The sequence below is a fragment of the Helicobacter sp. CLO-3 genome (assembly GCF_001854545.1).
In the GTDB taxonomy this organism is placed as follows: Bacteria; Campylobacterota; Campylobacteria; order Campylobacterales; family Helicobacteraceae; genus Helicobacter_B.
In genome coordinates this window covers 80,066-98,079 of the sequence record NZ_MLQN01000002.1, presented here as the reverse complement: position 1 = coordinate 98,079, position 18,014 = coordinate 80,066, and the positions used below count along the sequence as shown (strand labels likewise).

The following is an 18,014-nucleotide window of genomic DNA, read 5'->3' as shown; positions in this document are numbered from 1 at the left end:
TGCTTATGCGGAGATTTAATGCGATTGAAAATTTGTTTGTTGAAAATTTGCGTGGCAAATTTTGGATTCTGCATAAATTCTGCGATGCAAAATCTATGCAGAATCTAGGTTCGGCGCTCGCGCGCCTTTTATCTCGATTTACGCAAAAATCCCTGCGAATTTTTGATTCTCTGGATTGCTTCGGATTCGCAGAATCCTCGCAATGACGAAAAATAAGGTTTTGCGCTGTGCGAGATTTGGATTCTGTATAGATTTCGCGATGCAAAATTTATGCAGAATCTAGGTGCGCGCTTCGCGCGAAGATTTGATTTTTGATTAAAAAATCTCTTTTTGTCCGATTTTGTCAATGTAGCATTTGGCTATGTTTGATGCATTATATTTGAGGCGCGCAGAAAGCAAAAGCGCGCCAAGCGCCACGCCACAAAATCAGCGAAGCCCTGCAAAAAGATCGAAAGCAACAAGATTGCAAGGTGAAAAAGATTGCAATAATGAAAAAGCTGAAGGCAGAAAGATTGGGAAGGCCTGGCAAAAGCTTAGCAAACTCTAGTTGGCAAACACTTTGGCAAACTTCTAGCAAAAGTTTGGAAAGAGCTTAGCAAAAATTTGACAAACGCCCACTATTTTGGCGATTTGCTAGCCGCTGGCGGAACAGATTTTGCTACAAAAGCTATCTAAAAGCCATCCAAACTATCCACAAAGTCAATCTTAGCGCTATGAGTAGCAGCGCAAAAGCTATCTTAGCACTATGGGTAGCGGAGCAAATTGCCTTTTGCATTGCCTATTTGCACCAAGATTTTGTGGATTTGTGGTAAAATCGCGCCAAATATATGCAAAAACAAGCCAACGCTGCGCCATATCAAGCTATTGAGAGTCGGAGATGAATATAACTTATTGCGATCGTTATGTGCAAATCGAGCTGTTTAAGGGGACGCGCCTTTTGGACAAGGTGCTAGAATATGCCTCCAAGCACTTCTCCAAGCGCTATCATCTTTCCAGCTCGCTGCTTATTTTAGATGATGGCGAGCGCTTCAAAAAAGATTATCTCATCAACTGGATGTATCACGCCACGCTGCAAGAAGACGCCAACGCACCAGAATCTAGCAAGCCCTCCAGCAAACTAGATGACAAAGAAAAACCATCGTGCCACTCTAGCAAAAGCATAGAATCTATCAAGCAAAACAAGCACGCGCTAGATTCTGGTGCGAGCGCGGCTAGCGTATCTAGCAGCGTCTCTAGCAGTGTATCTGGCGCGGATTCTGGCACGACTCATGCGGATGAAGGCATCGAGGCAGAGCCCGAGCCCACCGAGCTAGAAAAGATCCTAGAGCGCAGCCACCTCCCCATACGCATAAAAATCGCCAATCCAAACGATGTGCTAAAAAAGGTAAAAATCCACATCCACATCTCAAGCCTAGGGCAAGTCATCCTGCGCCTCGAGGAAAACGACCGCGTCGCGCGTCGCTACATCCACTCGCTTTTTGGCGATAAAATCGTGTATGAAGTGGATAATGAGTTTTGCATCAACTCCGCGGGCTACAGCCAGTCGATGTGGGAGGGCATCATCAGCCTCATAGGCTCGCGCATCATCCACAATGTCGCGCTTGAGTTTGAATACGAGAAGCCAGAATCTAGCGACTCTTTTCTCACGCGCGAGGAGTATCTTTTGCATAAATGCTACAGCGAGCTTGATGTGAAGGTGGGCGATGATATGGAGTCGGTGAAAAAGCAGTATTTGAAGCTTGCCAAAATATTTCACCCTGACAACGCGCATGGCAAAGACCCGCATACTATCGAGCTGTATCAAGATAGGTTTAAACGCATTTCAGACGCCTACAAAACGATAAAAAACTCCAAAATGGCGCACCGCACGACCGCGTGATTTGCAAAACCAACATTTGGCAAAAGTTATTGCCTTTTGTTAAGAGTTGCATTAATTTTTCCCAAAGTGCAGCGAAAATTACACAAACAATATACAATATCAAATTTACAACACCAAAATATCAGTTTGTTTATGATTTTGCAAAATCGCGCCAGCGGGCATTTGCGAGCTCTGGCGGATTAGAAGGGGAAGGCTTTGAAAATCGCTATCAATGGGTTTGGCAGGCTTGGGCGCTGCATCGCGCGCGTGGCGTTGCAGCGCGGCGATGTGGAGATCGTAGGCATCAATGACATCGCAAATCACGAGAATCTCGCGTATCTTTTTCAAAAGGATTCCATGCATGGCGCGCTTGGCAGGAGGGCGCGGATAGAAAATGAGTGTTTGGTGCTAGAATCTTTGCAAGATGATGCGCTGGTGGATTTTAGCGCGCTGGTGGATTTTGGCAAAGCGAATGCTTATAAATCAGTGGATTCTGGCAAATGGGCGGATTTTGGTGCGCTGGCAGAATCTAGTTTGCAAGAATCTAGCTTGGAAAAATCTAGTTTGGCAGGCTCTAGCAAAATGCGAGATTCTGGGGCAAATCTAGATTCTGCTCGCATCATGCTAGAATCTAGCGCTTCACAAGATTCTACCACACAAAATTCTACCTCGCAAGATTCTACCACACAAGATTCTACCACGCCGCGCCAGCCAGCACAGCACGCGCCAAATACGCCAAATACGCAAGACTTGCAACGCGCACAACACACGCAAGCTATGCAATCCACGCGCCAAGAGCAAGCCACTCAAAACGCGCGCATATCTATACCATTTTTCTCCCATAGCGATCCTACCAAGCTTGATTTCAAAGCGCTTGGCGCGGATGTCGTGATAGAATCCAGCGGGATTTTCCTGCAAAGCGCGCAAGTCGCCCACCATATACAAAAAGGCGTGCCACGCGTCATCATCTCCGCCCCCGCCACCGATGACACGCCCACCTTCGTGCTGGGGGTAAATCACTGCGCCTATGCCGGCGAGCGCATCATATCAAACGCCTCTTGCACCACCAACTGCCTAGCACCCATCGCAATGATCCTAGAGCGCGAGTTTGGGATACGCGAAGCCACGCTTAGCACGATACACAGCTACACCAACGACCAAAGTCTCCTTGATGTCCCCCACCGCAGCGACAAACGCCGCTCGCGCGCCGCTGGGATAAACATCATCCCCACCACCACAGGCGCTGCCAAATCGCTATACAAAGTCATCCCCTCACTAAAAGGCAAAATACATGGGCACAGCCTGCGCGTGCCGGTGGCGGATGTGTCGATGGTGGATTTAAATGCGTTTTTGCAAAAAAGTGTGGATGCGCGCACGCTAAATGAGCTGTTTGAAGCAGAATCCAAAGGCGCGCTAAAAGGGATTCTAGGCATTGATGATGAGTATGGCGTGAGTAGCGATTTTTTGAACGATGCGCGAAGTAGCATCATCGCTAGGGATTTGACATTTTGCCTGCAAAATATGTGTAAAGTGATGTCGTGGTATGACAATGAATGGGGGTATTCTAATAGAATCCTAGACATGGCGAAGGTGATTTTGTAGCGGAGATTTAGCTTATATGAAATTTTGTATAATCTTGGCTTACTTTAAGTTTTGTTGAAAAAATTTGCAATACCTTAAATATATAGAATTTTGCAAAAGCAGTATATATTTTTTGACAAAGTTATTTATTTCTTGACAAACTATGCGACAAGATTTTTGCAATAAATCGCGTGTAGCCAATCTTGTTTAAAAGTATTTAAAATTGTTGGCATGATTTTTGCAGACGTTTTAGAGATACGAGATGCAATCGTTAATAAAAGTATTTAAAATATTGAAGCAATAAACAAGAATTGGCTGGGCTATATTTTGTTTTTTGCAACTCGGGTGTCGCTCAATTTATCAGAATACATCAATAATATTGTAAGACAAAAACAAGGCATAAGATATAAGGTTGCAATATTTAATTGATATGCTACGATGCAATGTGCAGGGAATAATAATATTAAAGGATGTCAAATATGAAAATTTTAAAAGCTTCTATCTTTAAGGTAGAGTTGATACCAAATAGTTTATTTTTTATTGGCTATAAAAATTTTAGCGATATTTTGAGAGAACTTGCAGCCAGACTGGTTTTCATTTTTAGCAGCTAAGGTTGATCTGATTTATGCAATTTATAAGGCAATATTGCTAAACAATGAATTGAATATTTTGCTAACAACATTGATCGCTGGATTATTTGGATTTACTATTGCAATTGTTCCATTTGCAATCCAAGTTCTTAGCAAAAATAATATTTTTATAGATAAACTAAGACAAAAGGATAATTTTGATCAGCTGATTAAGCCAATTTTTATTCGTCATATTTCTTTTTTACAAAATATGTTTAGATTATTTGTATTTTTACTATTGCTGTCAATATTTAAGAATTCTATCTGCCCACTCGAAAGTCATTTAGATTTGAAAAAATTTTTTATGATAATAGTGTCGGAGATATACATTTATTTGATTGCGTGTTTTCTAAAGTCTTTGTTAAACTCATAGTAGATATAAAAAATTTGGTGCAGATATTCCTAAAGACAAGAGATGGTTAAAAAACAACCAATTGCTTAAGAATATAAATATAGCATGAGCAATGGGCTATGTGCTTGCTAGCGTGGAGTTTTGTCTTAATCAAAATTTAATGAAGAATTTATGGATTAATTGTAAGGGTATTACTCACAATAACGATTAATATCACAACCAGACAAGTTTAAATACATGTCAAAACACATTGGCCTTCATGTCTTGCTTTTTGCCTTTTTTATCGCATCAAGGACGCCGTTTATGAGTTTGGGGGCGTTGTCTTCGCCATAGCTTTTGGCAAGCTCCACAGCTTCATTGATGATGATGGGCGCATCGGTGTCGGTGTAGAGCAGCTCGTATGCGCCAAGCCGAAGTATGCTTTTTTCGGTGTTGCCAAGCTTTTTAAACTCCCAGTCATCGAGATTCTCCTCGATGATTTTATCAAGCGCCTCTAGATTCTCCTGCACGCCGGCAAACAGCTTTAACGCGAAGTCTTGCTGCTTGTTTTTTATTTTTTTTTCCTCCAAAATCGCCTGCGCGTTAAGCCCTATCGCATCATTTCCAATAGCATAGCCATACAAAAGCCCCATCACCGCTTCCCGCGCATGCGTCCTTGTCGCCATATTTTTCCTTGTGTTTTTGGTTTGGATTCTGGTTGTTTTAGCGGATTCTAGCTAGAATCTAGATGCTTAAGGCGCCTAGAATCCCGCTTGACTACCTAGAATCTTGAGATATTAAGAATCTAGATTCTGCCTAAACTTTCAGCTCGCTATAGAGGCTTATGAGCTCGATTAGGCTATTCATCGCTTCAGAGCCCTTGTTGCCAGCTTTTGAGCCGGCGCGCTCGATAGCCTGCTCGATATTGTCCGTCGTCAGCACGCCAAAGCTCACAGGCACGCCGTATTTTAGCGTGGTGTTGGCAATGCCTTTGGTCGCCTCCGCGCTCACATAGTCAAAATGTGGTGTCCCGCCTCTGATGATCGCTCCAAGCGTGCAGACGCCATCATAGCGCTTACTTGCCAGAATCTTATCCAGCACAAATGGCACTTCATACGCACCCGGTGCTAGGATCAAATCTAGGTTTTTCTCATTCCCGCCATGTCGCAGGAAGCTGTCTTTGGCGCCTTCGATGAGGCGGTCGGTGATGATGTGGTTGAATCTGCTGGCGATGATGGCGATTTTTTCGCTGCCTTTTAGCAGAATCTTGCCTTCAAATACCTTGCCCGCAAAAGCCTTGTCTGCAAATGTTGCCATAAAAATCCTTTGCCATAAAATAAAGCCGCTATTTTACAAAATCTTGGCTGATAATCAAGTTTAGATTCTGCATTTTGCGCGTTATTTGTCGTATTTTTTGCCTAGATAGTAGCCTAGCGCGCCCCAAACTACGCTTACAAAAGCGCCGGACAAAAGTGCTGCGCCCACGCTCACTTTGGCTATCGCGTCTTCTGCTTGCGAGCTTAGCGAGTCTCCGCCGCGATATACGACGGTGTCAAAGAAGTTTTTCACCTTGTATTTGGAGTCAGAATCTAGCGGGATGAAAAGCATCTCGCGCCCGGGCTTGATGAAGGCGTATTCGCCCACGCGGCGCAAAATCATCACTATCGCAAGCGGTGCTAGCAAAGGATGCGTGAAATACAGCACCACAAAGCCGCACGCCACCACCATGCCAACGACTGAAAGCATCCACGGAAGCCCCACCGCACGCACGATGCGCGAAGTCAAAAATATCTGGATGACAAAGCTAGCACTCTGCACGATCAAATCAATGCCAGCGAGCGCCTGCGTGCGCGCTTTATCATAGTCCTCCATAGATTCTGGGAAAAGCAGCTTTAGCGTGCGCGTCTGCTCCATATAAAGAAAAGTGCTGACCGCAGAAAGCAGCAAGATAAACGCCATGAAAGCCAGTAGATAGCGCGACTTGATGATGATAGAAAAGCCGGCAAATGGGTTTTTGGAGCCGGCGGGCTTGGAGAAACGCTCCTTTAGCGCGGCGGTGGGGGTGAGCGCTGGTGTTTGAGCTAGGGTGGATTCTGGCGCGTTTTTGGATTCTAGTGCATTTGGCGTGTTTGACGCGCGCGCGGATTCTGCGCTAGAATCTAGTATATTTTTTTGCGCGTTAGATTCTAATGCTGTGGCAGAATCTAAATTTTCTCTATCATTTATTTTTGTGCTATTTTTGGTGATATTTTTATTTTTTATTTTCTCTTGTGCTTGAGTTTCTTTTTCTAGCAATTCATAAGCGCTATTTATGATAAAAGACTTTAGCCAAATAGCGATAAAAAGCAGCGCCATAGATATGAGGATAAAATCTTGCAATTGCAAAAATTTGCTTAGAAATAGCACGATATTTGACCCAGCGATTCCGCCCAAACTCACGCCCGCTGTGATGATGCCAAAAAGCCGCTGACTGCGCTCTTTGCTAAACACATCCACAAGCAAACTCCACGCACTAGATAACACAAACATAATAAACACGCTAACCCACACATAAAACACGCGCATAAGCCATATAAAATGCGCACTTTCCCTATACGCACTCTCTTTTGGAATCCACCAAAGCGCTAGAAAAAATACCAGCAAACAAGCACTAGAAAAAATAAAAATACTATCTATGTATTTTTTGCGCGCTACAAATCCGCTAAGCCACATCGATAAAATGCTAAAAACAATCACCACGATAAAAGTTGCCAAAAAAAGCCATTTCAAAATCTCTTTGTCATTATACAAGCCTGCTACATCTCGTATAGGACGCAGTATTGCATAGCTTGCAAATATCACAAACATAAAGAAAAAAGAGCCAAAAAGTAGTTTTAACTCATCATTTTTTAGGTTTAAAATACGATAAAAAAAGCTTGATAAACTCATAAAAATCCTTTTTTATTTTGATATTTTTGCGCGGCATTTGTCTAAATATTAGAACGCGCGCCAAAAACAAATAGCGATTATATAACGCAAATATCCAAAAATCAAGTAGGCACAAAAAGTGTATATAGTCATATTTTTGTGACTATTGCGCGAAAAAGGCCTTTGCAAGCGCAAGGCTAGCGAGAATCTATAAAATATTTTTGGATTCCAAATCGCGCAGGGCGTTTTCTAGCCGCTGCAAGGCTAGGAGCGGATATGAGGGGTGATGTCTATTGCCGCTAGAGCCGACATTTGCGTAGAATCTAGCCCCTTGTATTTTCCTGCCAAACTCCTCGATAAAATTGCCAAAAATAAAAGAATTACGCCAATGATGCGCGCTGCTAGCGGTGTTTAGATGAAAAACTTTGCCGCGCACTTTTGCTTCCGCTGCTCGTTTGCGCGCAAAACTTAGATTCTCATACGCTTGATATAAATGCCGCTCTATCGCGCCTCCGCTTGCATATCTGCGCCAAGTTTTGACGCCCAAAAACTCGCGATAAAAATCGCCTGCGCCCGGGGCTTGGTAGGTATAAACGCCGCTTATGTCTTCAGCAAAAACGAGCGCGAAAATCTGCGCTAAATACCCGCCCAAAGAATGCCCCACTATGGTTAAGCTGATGGGGGTTAAGTTGATGGCGGTTAGGCTGGTAGCTGGGTTTATCGGCGCGCCAGAATCTAAATCCTGCGCGCTTGGATTCTCACCTTTTTGCGCCACACTAGAATCTAAATTCCGCATGCCTAGATTCTCGCCTTTTTGCGTCGAGCCAGAATCCAAATCCCAAGAATCCACTTTTACACCCGCGAAAATCTCGCTCTTTATCCGATAATAAAAATTTATCATCGATTCAAACTGCGCGTGCGGCAGGCGTTTCAAAGCGAGGCTCACATCTGCGCACAAGTCTTTGATGTCGATTTCATCGTTGAAAATATTGGGGCTTGGTGCGTCTGTCCCAGCGAGTGCTAGCACATAGCTTTGCGCGTTTGGCGCGCTTTGGCTATTATCTTTGAAAAGCGTGGCTTTGAAGCCGCCCCGAGATTCTGCGCATCTCTCATTGATATGCTTCACCACCTCAAAATCGCGCGCCACCGCCAGCGCCTCGCTCCACAGGCGCGGGGAGAATCCGCCGATGATGATTTTATCGCCTTTCATATTTGGGCGGCGTATGAGTGCGGCGAAAAGCGCCTTTTGCGCGGGGGTTAGGCGCTCAAATGATTCTAGTTGCGCGGGGGTTAATATAGCGTCTAATGCGGTGTTTGGCGTGGCGTTTGCAGATTTTTGCACGCTATCTATCGTGCCAAATCGCGAAAATCGCCCGCTCATATAATCATCCAAGCCCGCATACGCCGCATACGCGCACGCCGCGTATTTATACGCAGAATCTATTTGCGCCTTGTGCGCGCGCAAGGATTCTATGATGTTTTGTAGCTTTTCTTGCTCTTTTGGCGATAGCGCACCCTGCGCGTTTTGCGTATTTTGTGGCGATAGCGCGCCCCGCGCGCTTTGCGATGCTCGCGCATTTTGCGATGCTTGCGCGCGTTTTGCCAGCAGTTTTTCTAAGCCATCTATATCAAGCATTATGCGATTATCTGGCATTGGCGCGCGGCTATTTGGCGGATTTGTCGGTTTTTGTGGATTTGCTAGAATCTGCGCTTTTGCTAGAATCTGCACTTTTGGCAGAATCCGCCTTTTTAGATTCCGCGCCCTTAGATTCTGCCTTTTTGCTCGAGCTAGAATCTTTGCCCTCTGCCTTGTGCTGCGGATTGGAGATTGGCTTAAACTCGCGCGTTATCATATTGTAGTTTAGTATCTCGCCCGTCTCGATGATATAATACCAGCCAAAAACGCGCAGCTCACCGCGATCGAAGCGCTCCTCGACAAAAGGATAGCTCATGAGATTCTCCAGCTGCTGCTCGATGTTTATCTGTTCAGTAAGCCAGATGCGCTTTGATTTGGAGTTGGGATTTATCGCGAGCACCTTTTCTTTGACGGGGTCTAGCAGTCTTAGCCAGTTTTTGACATAGGGCGTTTGCTCGAGTTTGGCGGGCGGCTCGTATATCGCCGAGCATGCCCCGCAGTTGCTATGCCCGCAGATTATGATGTTTTTTATCTCCAAAATCGTGATGGCGTATTCTATCGCGGCGGTGGTGGCTAGGAAGCCCTCGCGCAAATCCTGCGGGCGATGAGAATCTTTGTAAGGTGGGACGATGTTGCCGACATTTCGCACGACAAACAAATCGCCCGGAAGCGTGTTTGTAATGAGGTTTGGCACGACACGAGAATCTACGCAAGAGATGAAAAGCGTGTGTGGGTCTTGGTGCTTTTTTAGGCTTTCATACAGCTCTTTGTGGTCGTTATAATCCTCTTCTCTAAACTTTATCGCGCCTTCAAAAAGTTCTTTCATAATTTTTCCTTTTTTGATGTATTTGGTGTTTGGATTCTGTGATTTTACAATATTTTGGCAAAGATTCTGAAAAAGGCGCGACAAAGGCGCGATAAAAGCCTAGCAAATATATGTGGCAAAACCCACGCCAAAAGCCTCATAAATAAACCTCAATAAACCTCGCGCAAATTTACTATTTTACACAAACAGCGCCAAACAACCTCTCATAATGTGTAAAATAGTGATACGCGCCAAATATGCATTATTTTTTCACGACAAAAAAGCATTTTTCTTGTTTTTTGGCTATATAATGCGCCCCATATATTTAGGGTGTCTTAAGGAGTGCGCCATGATGAAGCTAGAGCAGATGATAGGTTTTGGGCTTGTGGGGAATTTTGCAAATCACTTGGAGCAGGCGGGGGAGGCTTGCGATTTTGCCAATATTGAAGGCGATGAGGCGTGCGCGCCAAAGGGGCTTTTTCCATTTTTTGTGCCAAATCATAGCGGGCATTTGGGGCGATTTTGCTTTGATGATAGCGCTATCATTTTGCCAGCTGACAAAAGCCTATCCATACAAGCAGAGCCAGAGATAGCGCTGCATTGCGAGCTACTCTATCATGAAGTAGCCGGGCAAAAGCAGGTGCAAAAAGTGCTGCCAAAAGCTTTTTGCGCGTTTAATGACACTTCTGTAAGAAATGACAAAAACGCCACCAAACTTTCACAGAAAAAGAATTTTTCTGCTGGCTCAAAAGGCATGGGCGATAGGTGGATTCCTATTGATTCTTTTGATTGTGGTGGGGTGTGTGATGACTATACGCTAGCGTCTTTTATCGTGCAAAATGGGGCGGTAGAGGCGGGCGCGGTAGAGGCGTATGGCGAGGCGAGCAGGCTCACGGGATATAGCTATTTTTACACAAAGCTTATCGAGTGGATGGCGCGCAAGCTAAACACGCAGCAAGATATCGGCGTGCTAGAAAATCTAGCAAAAATGCTGCAAATCGCGCAATATCCGAGCGAGGCGATATTTTCCATAGGTGCCACGCGCTATATGCCAAAATACGAGCATGGGTATCTGAAAGAGGGCGATAGAGTGATAATAATCACTTACAATCACCACCAATACACCCAGCAAGACATCATCGATGCGATAAAAGATGAGAATCTAAAAGACATAAAAAACGCCTCCATAGTAGATCAAATCGTGCGATAAAATCATGCGTAGATAGATTTGGCATCCGACGCACGCAAATAGATATAAAATGAAATAAATATAAAATCTAGATTCTGGCTTTCACAAAAGACTAGAATCTAAATCAAGCATCCAACACCACGAGTGTGCGCTTCACACTTTTGTATTTTATACCTCACGCCTCGTGTTTTTATGCTATGTTTTTATACTTTGTGTTTTGTGTTTTTTGCGCCTCATGCTTTATGCTCTGTATTTTTATGCTTTATGTTTTTATGTCTTAATAGATTCTCTATACAATGCACCGCGTTTAGCTTTTTTATCAAAACCTCGCCTCAGCGACGAAGCAAAGCGCCGGCTTTTTTGACAATATGCCGCTTTTGCTGTCATTGCGAGCGTAGCGAAGCAATCCATTTAAGATGCAAAGTATAAATACAAAATCTTGGCAACAAAAGCCAAAAATCCCAAAAGTAAAGCCAGAATCCAAAAGCGCAAAATTTAGCAGGAATTAGATTTTGCTATCAATTCAGCCTCTCCTTAATTTTATGGATTGCTTCGGATTCTATGAATCTTCGCAATGACGGAAAGGTAGGCAGGGTGCAATCAAAATTTTGCTTCGTGGGCAAGTTGGTTTGCGGTGACGGGTTTTTGTGGTTTTATCGTGCAAAAATATTGAGGTGGATTTTTCGTTGTGGATTCGTTTTTGCGGGTTATGGGATGATATTTAGCTCGCGTAGGATTTGGTGGAGTTTGGCGCGGTTAGATTCTAGGCTTAGGGCTTTGCAAAAATGCTGCGCTAGAGTTTGGCGGTAGGCAAGAGGGCTTTTGCTTTTGCGAAAAACGCGTTTGTGGCGCGGGGTATTTTGGTGGCATTTACTTTGGCGCGCAGTCGGGTTTGTCGCAGAATCTATCGCAGAGTTGTAGCATTTGCGTTGGCATGTGATAGCGCGGATGGTGCGTGCTAGGCTTTGTGCGCTAAAATCGCTCGCCACCCTGCCCGCGCCAAAATCGCGCAAAAACGCGCGCACAGAAGGGATAGGCGTAGAGATCACGCAAAGGCGGCTTTGGATGTATTCAAAAAGCTTGTTTGGCATGGCGTGCGCGTTGTTGAAGCTGTTTGGCTGGAGTGTCAGAATCCCGATGTCATAGCCCACACTTTGCGCGATGATGTCGCTCATCGGCACAGGCGGGATGATGCGGATGTTTCTCTGCCGCTTGGCGCGCGCGCAAAAATCGCGCAAAAATCGCGCATCATTACACACCACCATGCAGTGCAGCTTGTATTTATCGCCGAGCAGGCGCGCTAGGCGCAGGAGGTTTAGCGAGTCGCGATCGCGGCTGATGAAGCCATGATAGAGGATGCGCGCTTTTATTGGCTTGGTTTTTGGCGCGTGGTGGCGTATGTTATATTTGGCGTGGCGGCGTGCGGTGGATTCTCGTATTTGTCGCTTTTGCGCGGCGTTTCGCAGCTTTTTGTAATGCAGAGAATCCAAATGCGGCGGGAGCGAGAGATAAAGCCTAGGCGCGATGCCAAAGTCGCGCACATAGCGCGCGCAAATCGCCTCACTGACACAAAGGCACAAATCCGCTTCTTTGAGATAGCGCGCGCATAGATGCGTGAAAAATCGCCCAAGCCCCGCTTGCCACGCCTCATCCTCGTATTCTAGCGGGTAAAATTCGCGCAAATCGCAGATGATTTTGGGCGCTGGGTGGGTGGCGGAATCTAGTGCGACAGAATCCAAAAGGGCGGAATCTAAAAGGGCGGATTCTGGCGTGGTAGAATCTAAAATGGCGGGTTTTTGCGTCGCAGAATCTAGCGCGCGTGATTTTGTAGATTCTGCTGGCTTTGTGGATTCTAGTGCATTTGATTGTGTGGATTTTGGCGTGGTGGTTTGCGTAGATTCTGCTTTTTTAGTCGCAGATTCTTTGGTGATAGAATCCGCCTGCAAAACCTCGCGTTTATAATCGCAGGCAAAGGGCAGAAGCGCGATGTCTTCAACGATAAGCAAATCAAGCCTAGGCAGCGCGCGCAAAATATCGCTGATAATCGCGCGGTTTGGCGTGTAGATGAGCGGGGCGAAATCGCCCTTTTGGCAAAGATCTGTAATGCGCGCTTTTTGCTTAGCACTGCGCGTGGCAGCATTCTCGGCTGGGGCAGGGAAAGCAAAGCAGTGCGCGCCGCTTTCATCGCTTTGCTCGCGCGCGATGACAAACACTTCGGCGATGTCTTTTAGCAGCGCTATGATGTGGTGTGGGCGCGGGCGCTTGGTGGTGTCAAAATCAGCCAATACTGCGATGCGCGGGCGGGCGGATTCTGCATTTTTAGATTCTCTCACTTTGGATTCTGGTGGGCTGGCGTTTGGAGCAGAATCTAGCCAAATATTTTTTGGTAAAGCAGAATCCACATTTGGTGCGGATTCTCGCGCTTTAGATTCTGACGCGGTTTTAGATTCTCGAGCATTTTTAGATTCTGCCCCCAGCATTCGCCCATCCTTTGCCAGCACTACGCACCCTTTATCCCCTAGCATCTCCCATCCTTTGAGAGAAAGCTATATCCGCTTTGTGGCATCACGCAGATTGCTTTTTGGTGTGCGCCTTTTTGGAGGATGATTTTTAGCGGGGCGATGAGTTTGTGCGCGGATTTGGATTTGGTGCAATAAGGCGCGCCGAGCGCGTCAAACGCGATGCGAAAAGTGCCCATTTCTTGGCATAGCGGCTCGCCCTCGATGCGGATAGATTCCACGCCAAAGCGCTCATGCAAGCGCACGGAGACTTCGGCGTTGTTGCGGCACTCGATAGAAATATTTACATTGCTATATCCGGATAGGCAGCGCATATTTGCGCCATTGCGCGCGATGATGTCGCCGGGCTGGGGCTGGTTGTCGCGGTCGGTGGTGGGCGAGAATCTAGGCGTGTCGAAAAATATGCTATAGCTGTTTAGCGTGTAGATTCCGGTTTGGTGGAATTGGATTTGCCAGAAGTTTTTGTGCGACTCTAGCAGCTTTTGGGGATCGATGGATGGATGCATGGCGGTGAGATAGCGCGTCTGGCGCAGTGTGTCAAACACGAGCGAGTCATTTAGCGCTAGGTGCTGGGCGTATTTGATGTGTGAGAGTGTGCTTAGGGCTGCGTGGTGGAGCGAGGGCGAAGATTTGGATAGTCCAAAGCCTGCTAGAATGCCTAGCAGAGCGATGGCAATGATAAGCTCTAGTGCGCTAAATGCGGCACGCATTGCTTCTCACAAGCTTAAAGCTAGCCACGATTCTGCCCAGATAGACTATGTCGATGTTTTCGCTACTAGCATTTTTGCGCACAGGTGTGTTTTGTGTCGGATTCTGATGTGTCGCATTCTGGCGATTTGCCTTATCTGCGCTGGTATCAAGGACATTGCTATAGAGGCAGATATTATTCCCCGCCCCTATGCCATAAAACCCAAGCCTAAGCGATAGCCTAGAATCCTGCACCTTTAGGCTATCTATACCGCGCGCTTTTAGCTCATTTGCCACATCTTTGGCGATGTAGTAGGGATAGGCGAAGTTTGGCTTGGGGCTGAAGATATAGCTAATCTTGTTGCCATAAATGCCAAAAGTCTCCAAACAAAGCACGCTAAACACAAAAAACATACGCAGCTTAAAGCGCCCTCTATAAGCCTTCAGCCTCACCCTCATATCGCTAAAAAACCCAAACACCAGCACCGGCAGCCCCACCACGCACAATGGCGCAAAGCTTATGATATCTATCTCTTGGCGCAGTGACAGCAGCAGGCATAGCACAAGCCCGCTTGCACTTATAAGCACCATCATAGAATCCTCTTTGCGCCGCGCGAGTGCTGCATAAAGCGTATAGACATAATACAAAAAAAGCAGTGGCGAAAAAAGCATCGCCATAGAGCCCAGCACATCGAGAAAATGCGCGCTCGGCACGCCACCAATAGAGCTAGAATACAAAAACATATTCACGCCAAAGCCTATGAGTGAAGCGATGAGCGTTTTTGTCTTGCGGTGGATTAGCGCATAAATCCCAAGCGCGACAAACAGCACGCAAAACACGAGATCAAAACACCCCGCGATAAAAATCATCACATAAGGGATGTATCTAAACCTAAGCTGCATATAACAAATAAGCAGCAAAACAAACAAAATAAATCCGCTCTCATAGAGCATAAGTGCCGAGATATTTACACCCGGGATTAGCGCATAAATAAGCGCTAGAAAGAGGCTATCATTTGGCCTGCTTAGATAGATTCTGCCTATGCTATACATTAGCAGCATATTTAGCGCATGCAGCAGCACGAAACTCCCGCGCAAAGCATAATCATTCGCGCCAAACACCTCGACACAAAGCCTAAGCCACGCAAAAAGCCACGAATCGCTACTATAGAGTTTATCTAGCTCTTTGTGGCTTATGGATAGCTCGCTTATCATATAAAGCAGCGCACACACGCTAAGTGCGAGCAGTGCCAAAAATCCCAAATCCGTGAAGTCATATTTGCGCTTGGTGCGCGCGCGCTTTTCGAGCCAGATTATCGCATATATTTTAGCGAGATGTAGCCACGCCCCTAGATTAGAGGATTTCTTTAAAATCATAGCCTTGCGCCTTCAGCTCTTGGCGAATCTGCTTCTCATGCTGCTCGCCTTTGGTCTCTAGCGCGATAGTGACATACGCATCGCCATAATCAAGCTTTGTAGAAGTGCGATCATAATCGATTTGCACGATATTTGCGCCCACTTTTGTAAGCGTATTGGTAAGCTGCTGCAAAGAGCCCGGCTTGTCGATAAGCACGACTTGGAATTGCATTTTGCGATGCGATTTGATAAGTCCTTTTTGGATGATGAGATTTAGCATCGTCACATCGATATTCCCGCCACTTAGCACGACGCCTACTCTATCACTTGGTTTCAATGCTAGCTTATTATGCAAAAGTGCCGCCACACCCGTAGCGCCCGCACCTTCTACGACTAGTTTTTGGTTTTCTAGCAGATAAAGTATCGCTGAAGCTATTTCCTCATCATCCACCTCGATGATAGCATCCACGCCCTCGCAGATATAGCTAAAGTTTAGCGCATGCACATCGCGCACCGCTATGCCATCTGCGATTGTCCGCACGCTTTTGGCGTTATGAATTTGTTTGCTATAGTAGCTCTCTCGCATCGCTGGCGCGCCTTTGGCAGTGACGCCGATGATTTTAGTCTTTGGGCTTAGGGCTTTGTAGGCAGAGGCTATACCGCTCATAAGCCCGCCCCCGCCAATAGGCACCAGCACAAAATCAAGCTCTTGCTCCTCTATCATCTCAAGCGCCACACTTCCCTGCCCTGCCATCACATCCTCATCGGCAAATGGATGGATAAAGCAAAGCCCGCGCTCTTTGGCTATCTCGCACGCTTTGGCATAGGCTTCATCATAGTTATCGCCACTTAGCACGACTTCTGCGCCTAGCTCTTTGGTGGAAAGCACCTTTAGCAATGGCGTAGATTCTGGCATGACAATCACTGCTGGTATCCCAAAATGCGCTGCGCTATATGCCACGCCCTGCGCGTGATTCCCAGCGCTTGCAGCGATGACGCCTCGCGCGCGCTCCTCCTCGCTCATGAGTGCGACTTTGTAAAACGCGCCGCGGATTTTAAACGCGCCGGTGCGCTGGAGATTTTCTTTTTTGAGGTAGATGTTGGCGTTTAGAAGCTTGCTAAGTCGTGGCGCAAATGATAGCGGGATGCGCTCTATGACAGATGATAAAATGCTTTGGGCTTGCTGTATTTTTTCTATGGGAAGCATGGCGTCTCTTTTGTTGTGGTGTTGTTATTTTTGTTTGGGCTTTGGTGGCGTTTGGCGCGCTTTATGTTTGCTTCATCGCTCGCGTAAAATGCAGAATCTAGATTCTCGCGCATTTTAGATTTTGCTTTGGATTATGTCTAGATTCTGCCTTATCGTAGATTTTTGCAACCAAGTTTCAAATTTTAATCCACCAAGCTTAAAAAGAACTAAATGCGACATTTTAGCCAAACCGCGCGCCAATCACAATAAAAGCGCAAACAAACATCACTAAGACATCACTTAAGTATCACCAAAGTATCACCAAAGTATCACCAAAGCGCGCCCCAAATCCTTACACAAAACCCAAAGATTCTGCTATAATCCGCGCTTTGTATTGTCGCGCAAGTTGTGCGGCGCGATTTGATTTTATCTCAATCTAACCTTTAAGGAATCGCTGTGAATGTGCAAGACCTCCAAAACAAAGCCCAAACCCTAATCGAAGCGCTCCCCTATATCCAGCGCTTCAGCGGCAAACTCATCGTCATCAAATACGGTGGCAGCGCTATGGAAGATGAGTCGCTGAAAAAAAGCGTGATACTAGACATCGCGCTACTAAAAAGCATCGGATTTAAGCCCATCATCATCCATGGCGGGGGCAAAGAGATAAGCAAATGGGTGGATCTCACCGGCGGGGCTAGCCATTTTGAGCATGGATTGCGCGTGACAGATGCGCACACGCTAGAGATAGCGCAAATGGTGCTAAACTCCATAAACAAGGGGCTTGTAGGCTATATGTCTAGCTTTGGCGTGCATGCTGTGGGGATAAGCGGCAAAGATGGCAATACTTTCATCGCTGAAAAAAAGCTAGTAAAAGGTGCAGATCTAGGCTTTGTCGGGCAGATCGTGAGCGTGAATACCAAGCTCATCCTAAGTCTGCTTGAAAGTGATTTTGTCCCGGTGGTGTGTCCTATCGGCATGGATTCTAGCGCGCAGACTTATAATATCAACGCCGATGATGCCGCATACGCGCTAGCGCAGGCGCTACACGCGGAAAAGCTTGTGTTTTTGAGCGATATTGAGGGGATTTATAGGGATTTTGATGATAAAAATAGCCTTATAAATATCCTCACGACAAGCGAAGCAAAAGCGCTGCTAAATAGCGGAAGTATCGGCGGGGGTATGCTGCCAAAGCTGCAAAACTGCATAAAAGCTGTGGAAAATGGTGTATCGCGCGTGCATATCATCGATGGGCGGATTAAGCATTGTCTGCTGCTAGAGTTTTTTACGGATAAGGGTATCGGCACAGCGATTTTGAAAGACTGATTTTTGG

The 18,014-nt window shown here is 46.0% G+C and carries 14 protein-coding genes and 1 pseudogene; 5 read left to right on the top strand and 10 right to left on the bottom strand.

Annotated elements, in window-relative coordinates; genetic code table 11:
- Positions 1–877: 877 nt before the first annotated feature.
- From BKN38_RS00995 to BKN38_RS11585, 3 genes are all read left to right on the top strand, one after another.
- Positions 878–1,879 (top strand): DnaJ family molecular chaperone, encoded by a 1,002-nt coding sequence (locus BKN38_RS00995; protein ID WP_066456143.1) that lies wholly within the window; start codon positions 878–880, stop codon positions 1,877–1,879.
- A gap of 195 nt (positions 1,880–2,074) precedes the next feature.
- Positions 2,075–3,460 (top strand): type I glyceraldehyde-3-phosphate dehydrogenase, encoded by a 1,386-nt coding sequence (locus BKN38_RS12220; protein WP_066456142.1) that lies wholly within the window; start codon positions 2,075–2,077, stop codon positions 3,458–3,460.
- Positions 3,461–3,918: 458 nt separating this feature from the next.
- Positions 3,919–4,050 (top strand): hypothetical protein, encoded by a 132-nt coding sequence (locus tag BKN38_RS11585; RefSeq protein WP_256325504.1) that lies wholly within the window; start codon positions 3,919–3,921, stop codon positions 4,048–4,050.
- Between the two features lie 627 nt (positions 4,051–4,677).
- Here BKN38_RS11585 and nusB read toward each other — a convergent pair.
- From nusB to BKN38_RS00960, 5 genes and pseudogenes are all read right to left on the bottom strand, one after another.
- The gene (gene nusB, locus BKN38_RS00980; protein ID WP_066456139.1) at positions 4,678–5,085 is read right to left on the bottom strand and encodes a transcription antitermination factor NusB; all 408 of its coding nucleotides are present in this window, start codon (positions 5,083–5,085) and stop codon (positions 4,678–4,680) included.
- 130 nt (positions 5,086–5,215) lie between these two features.
- Positions 5,216–5,716 (bottom strand): 6,7-dimethyl-8-ribityllumazine synthase, encoded by a 501-nt coding sequence (gene ribH, locus BKN38_RS00975; RefSeq protein WP_066456136.1) that lies wholly within the window; start codon positions 5,714–5,716, stop codon positions 5,216–5,218.
- Between the two features lie 81 nt (positions 5,717–5,797).
- Positions 5,798–7,327: an NTP/NDP exchange transporter gene (locus BKN38_RS00970; RefSeq protein WP_066456130.1), complete on the bottom strand. Its 1,530-nt coding sequence runs from the start codon at positions 7,325–7,327 to the stop codon at positions 5,798–5,800.
- Between the two features lie 187 nt (positions 7,328–7,514).
- Positions 7,515–9,035 carry a hypothetical protein gene (locus tag BKN38_RS00965; protein WP_066456125.1) on the bottom strand — a complete coding sequence of 507 codons (1,521 nt, stop codon included), beginning with the start codon at positions 9,033–9,035 and terminating at the stop codon, positions 7,515–7,517.
- A 94-nt stretch (positions 9,036–9,129) separates the two neighbouring features.
- Positions 9,130–9,768 (bottom strand): annotated as a pseudogene (locus BKN38_RS00960) (carbonic anhydrase); the annotation flags it as partial.
- Between the two features lie 328 nt (positions 9,769–10,096).
- Here BKN38_RS00960 and BKN38_RS00955 point away from each other — a divergent pair.
- Positions 10,097–10,957, top strand: coding sequence for a DUF5718 family protein (locus BKN38_RS00955; RefSeq protein WP_233712825.1), 861 nt, complete (start codon positions 10,097–10,099; stop codon positions 10,955–10,957).
- 686 nt (positions 10,958–11,643) lie between these two features.
- Here the strand turns inward: BKN38_RS00955 and BKN38_RS00950 are convergent.
- From BKN38_RS00950 to BKN38_RS11580, 5 genes are read right to left on the bottom strand one after another with little or no spacing between them, the layout of a single operon-like run.
- Positions 11,644–13,461 carry a hypothetical protein gene (locus BKN38_RS00950; protein ID WP_066456123.1) on the bottom strand — a complete coding sequence of 606 codons (1,818 nt, stop codon included), beginning with the start codon at positions 13,459–13,461 and terminating at the stop codon, positions 11,644–11,646.
- Positions 13,455–14,165, bottom strand: coding sequence for a Tfp pilus assembly protein FimT/FimU (locus tag BKN38_RS00945; protein WP_066456121.1), 711 nt, complete (start codon positions 14,163–14,165; stop codon positions 13,455–13,457). The genes BKN38_RS00950 and BKN38_RS00945 overlap by 7 nt, the downstream gene beginning before the upstream one ends.
- Entirely contained in the window at positions 14,149–15,519 is a 1,371-nt protein-coding gene (locus BKN38_RS00940) for a hypothetical protein (RefSeq protein ID WP_066456115.1), read from the bottom strand. The genes BKN38_RS00945 and BKN38_RS00940 overlap by 17 nt, the downstream gene beginning before the upstream one ends.
- A complete protein-coding gene (gene ilvA / locus BKN38_RS00935; protein WP_066456112.1) occupies positions 15,497–16,705 on the bottom strand; it encodes a threonine ammonia-lyase in 1,209 nt (402 codons plus the stop codon). The genes BKN38_RS00940 and ilvA overlap by 23 nt, the downstream gene beginning before the upstream one ends.
- Positions 16,693–16,818: a hypothetical protein gene (locus BKN38_RS11580; protein ID WP_256325503.1), complete on the bottom strand. Its 126-nt coding sequence runs from the start codon at positions 16,816–16,818 to the stop codon at positions 16,693–16,695. Before BKN38_RS11580 ends, ilvA begins: the two co-directional genes overlap by 13 nt.
- A gap of 328 nt (positions 16,819–17,146) precedes the next feature.
- Between BKN38_RS11580 and argB the strand changes: the two genes are divergently transcribed.
- Positions 17,147–18,007, top strand: coding sequence for an acetylglutamate kinase (argB, locus tag BKN38_RS00930; protein ID WP_199769839.1), 861 nt, complete (start codon positions 17,147–17,149; stop codon positions 18,005–18,007).
- Positions 18,008–18,014 lie beyond the last annotated feature (7 nt).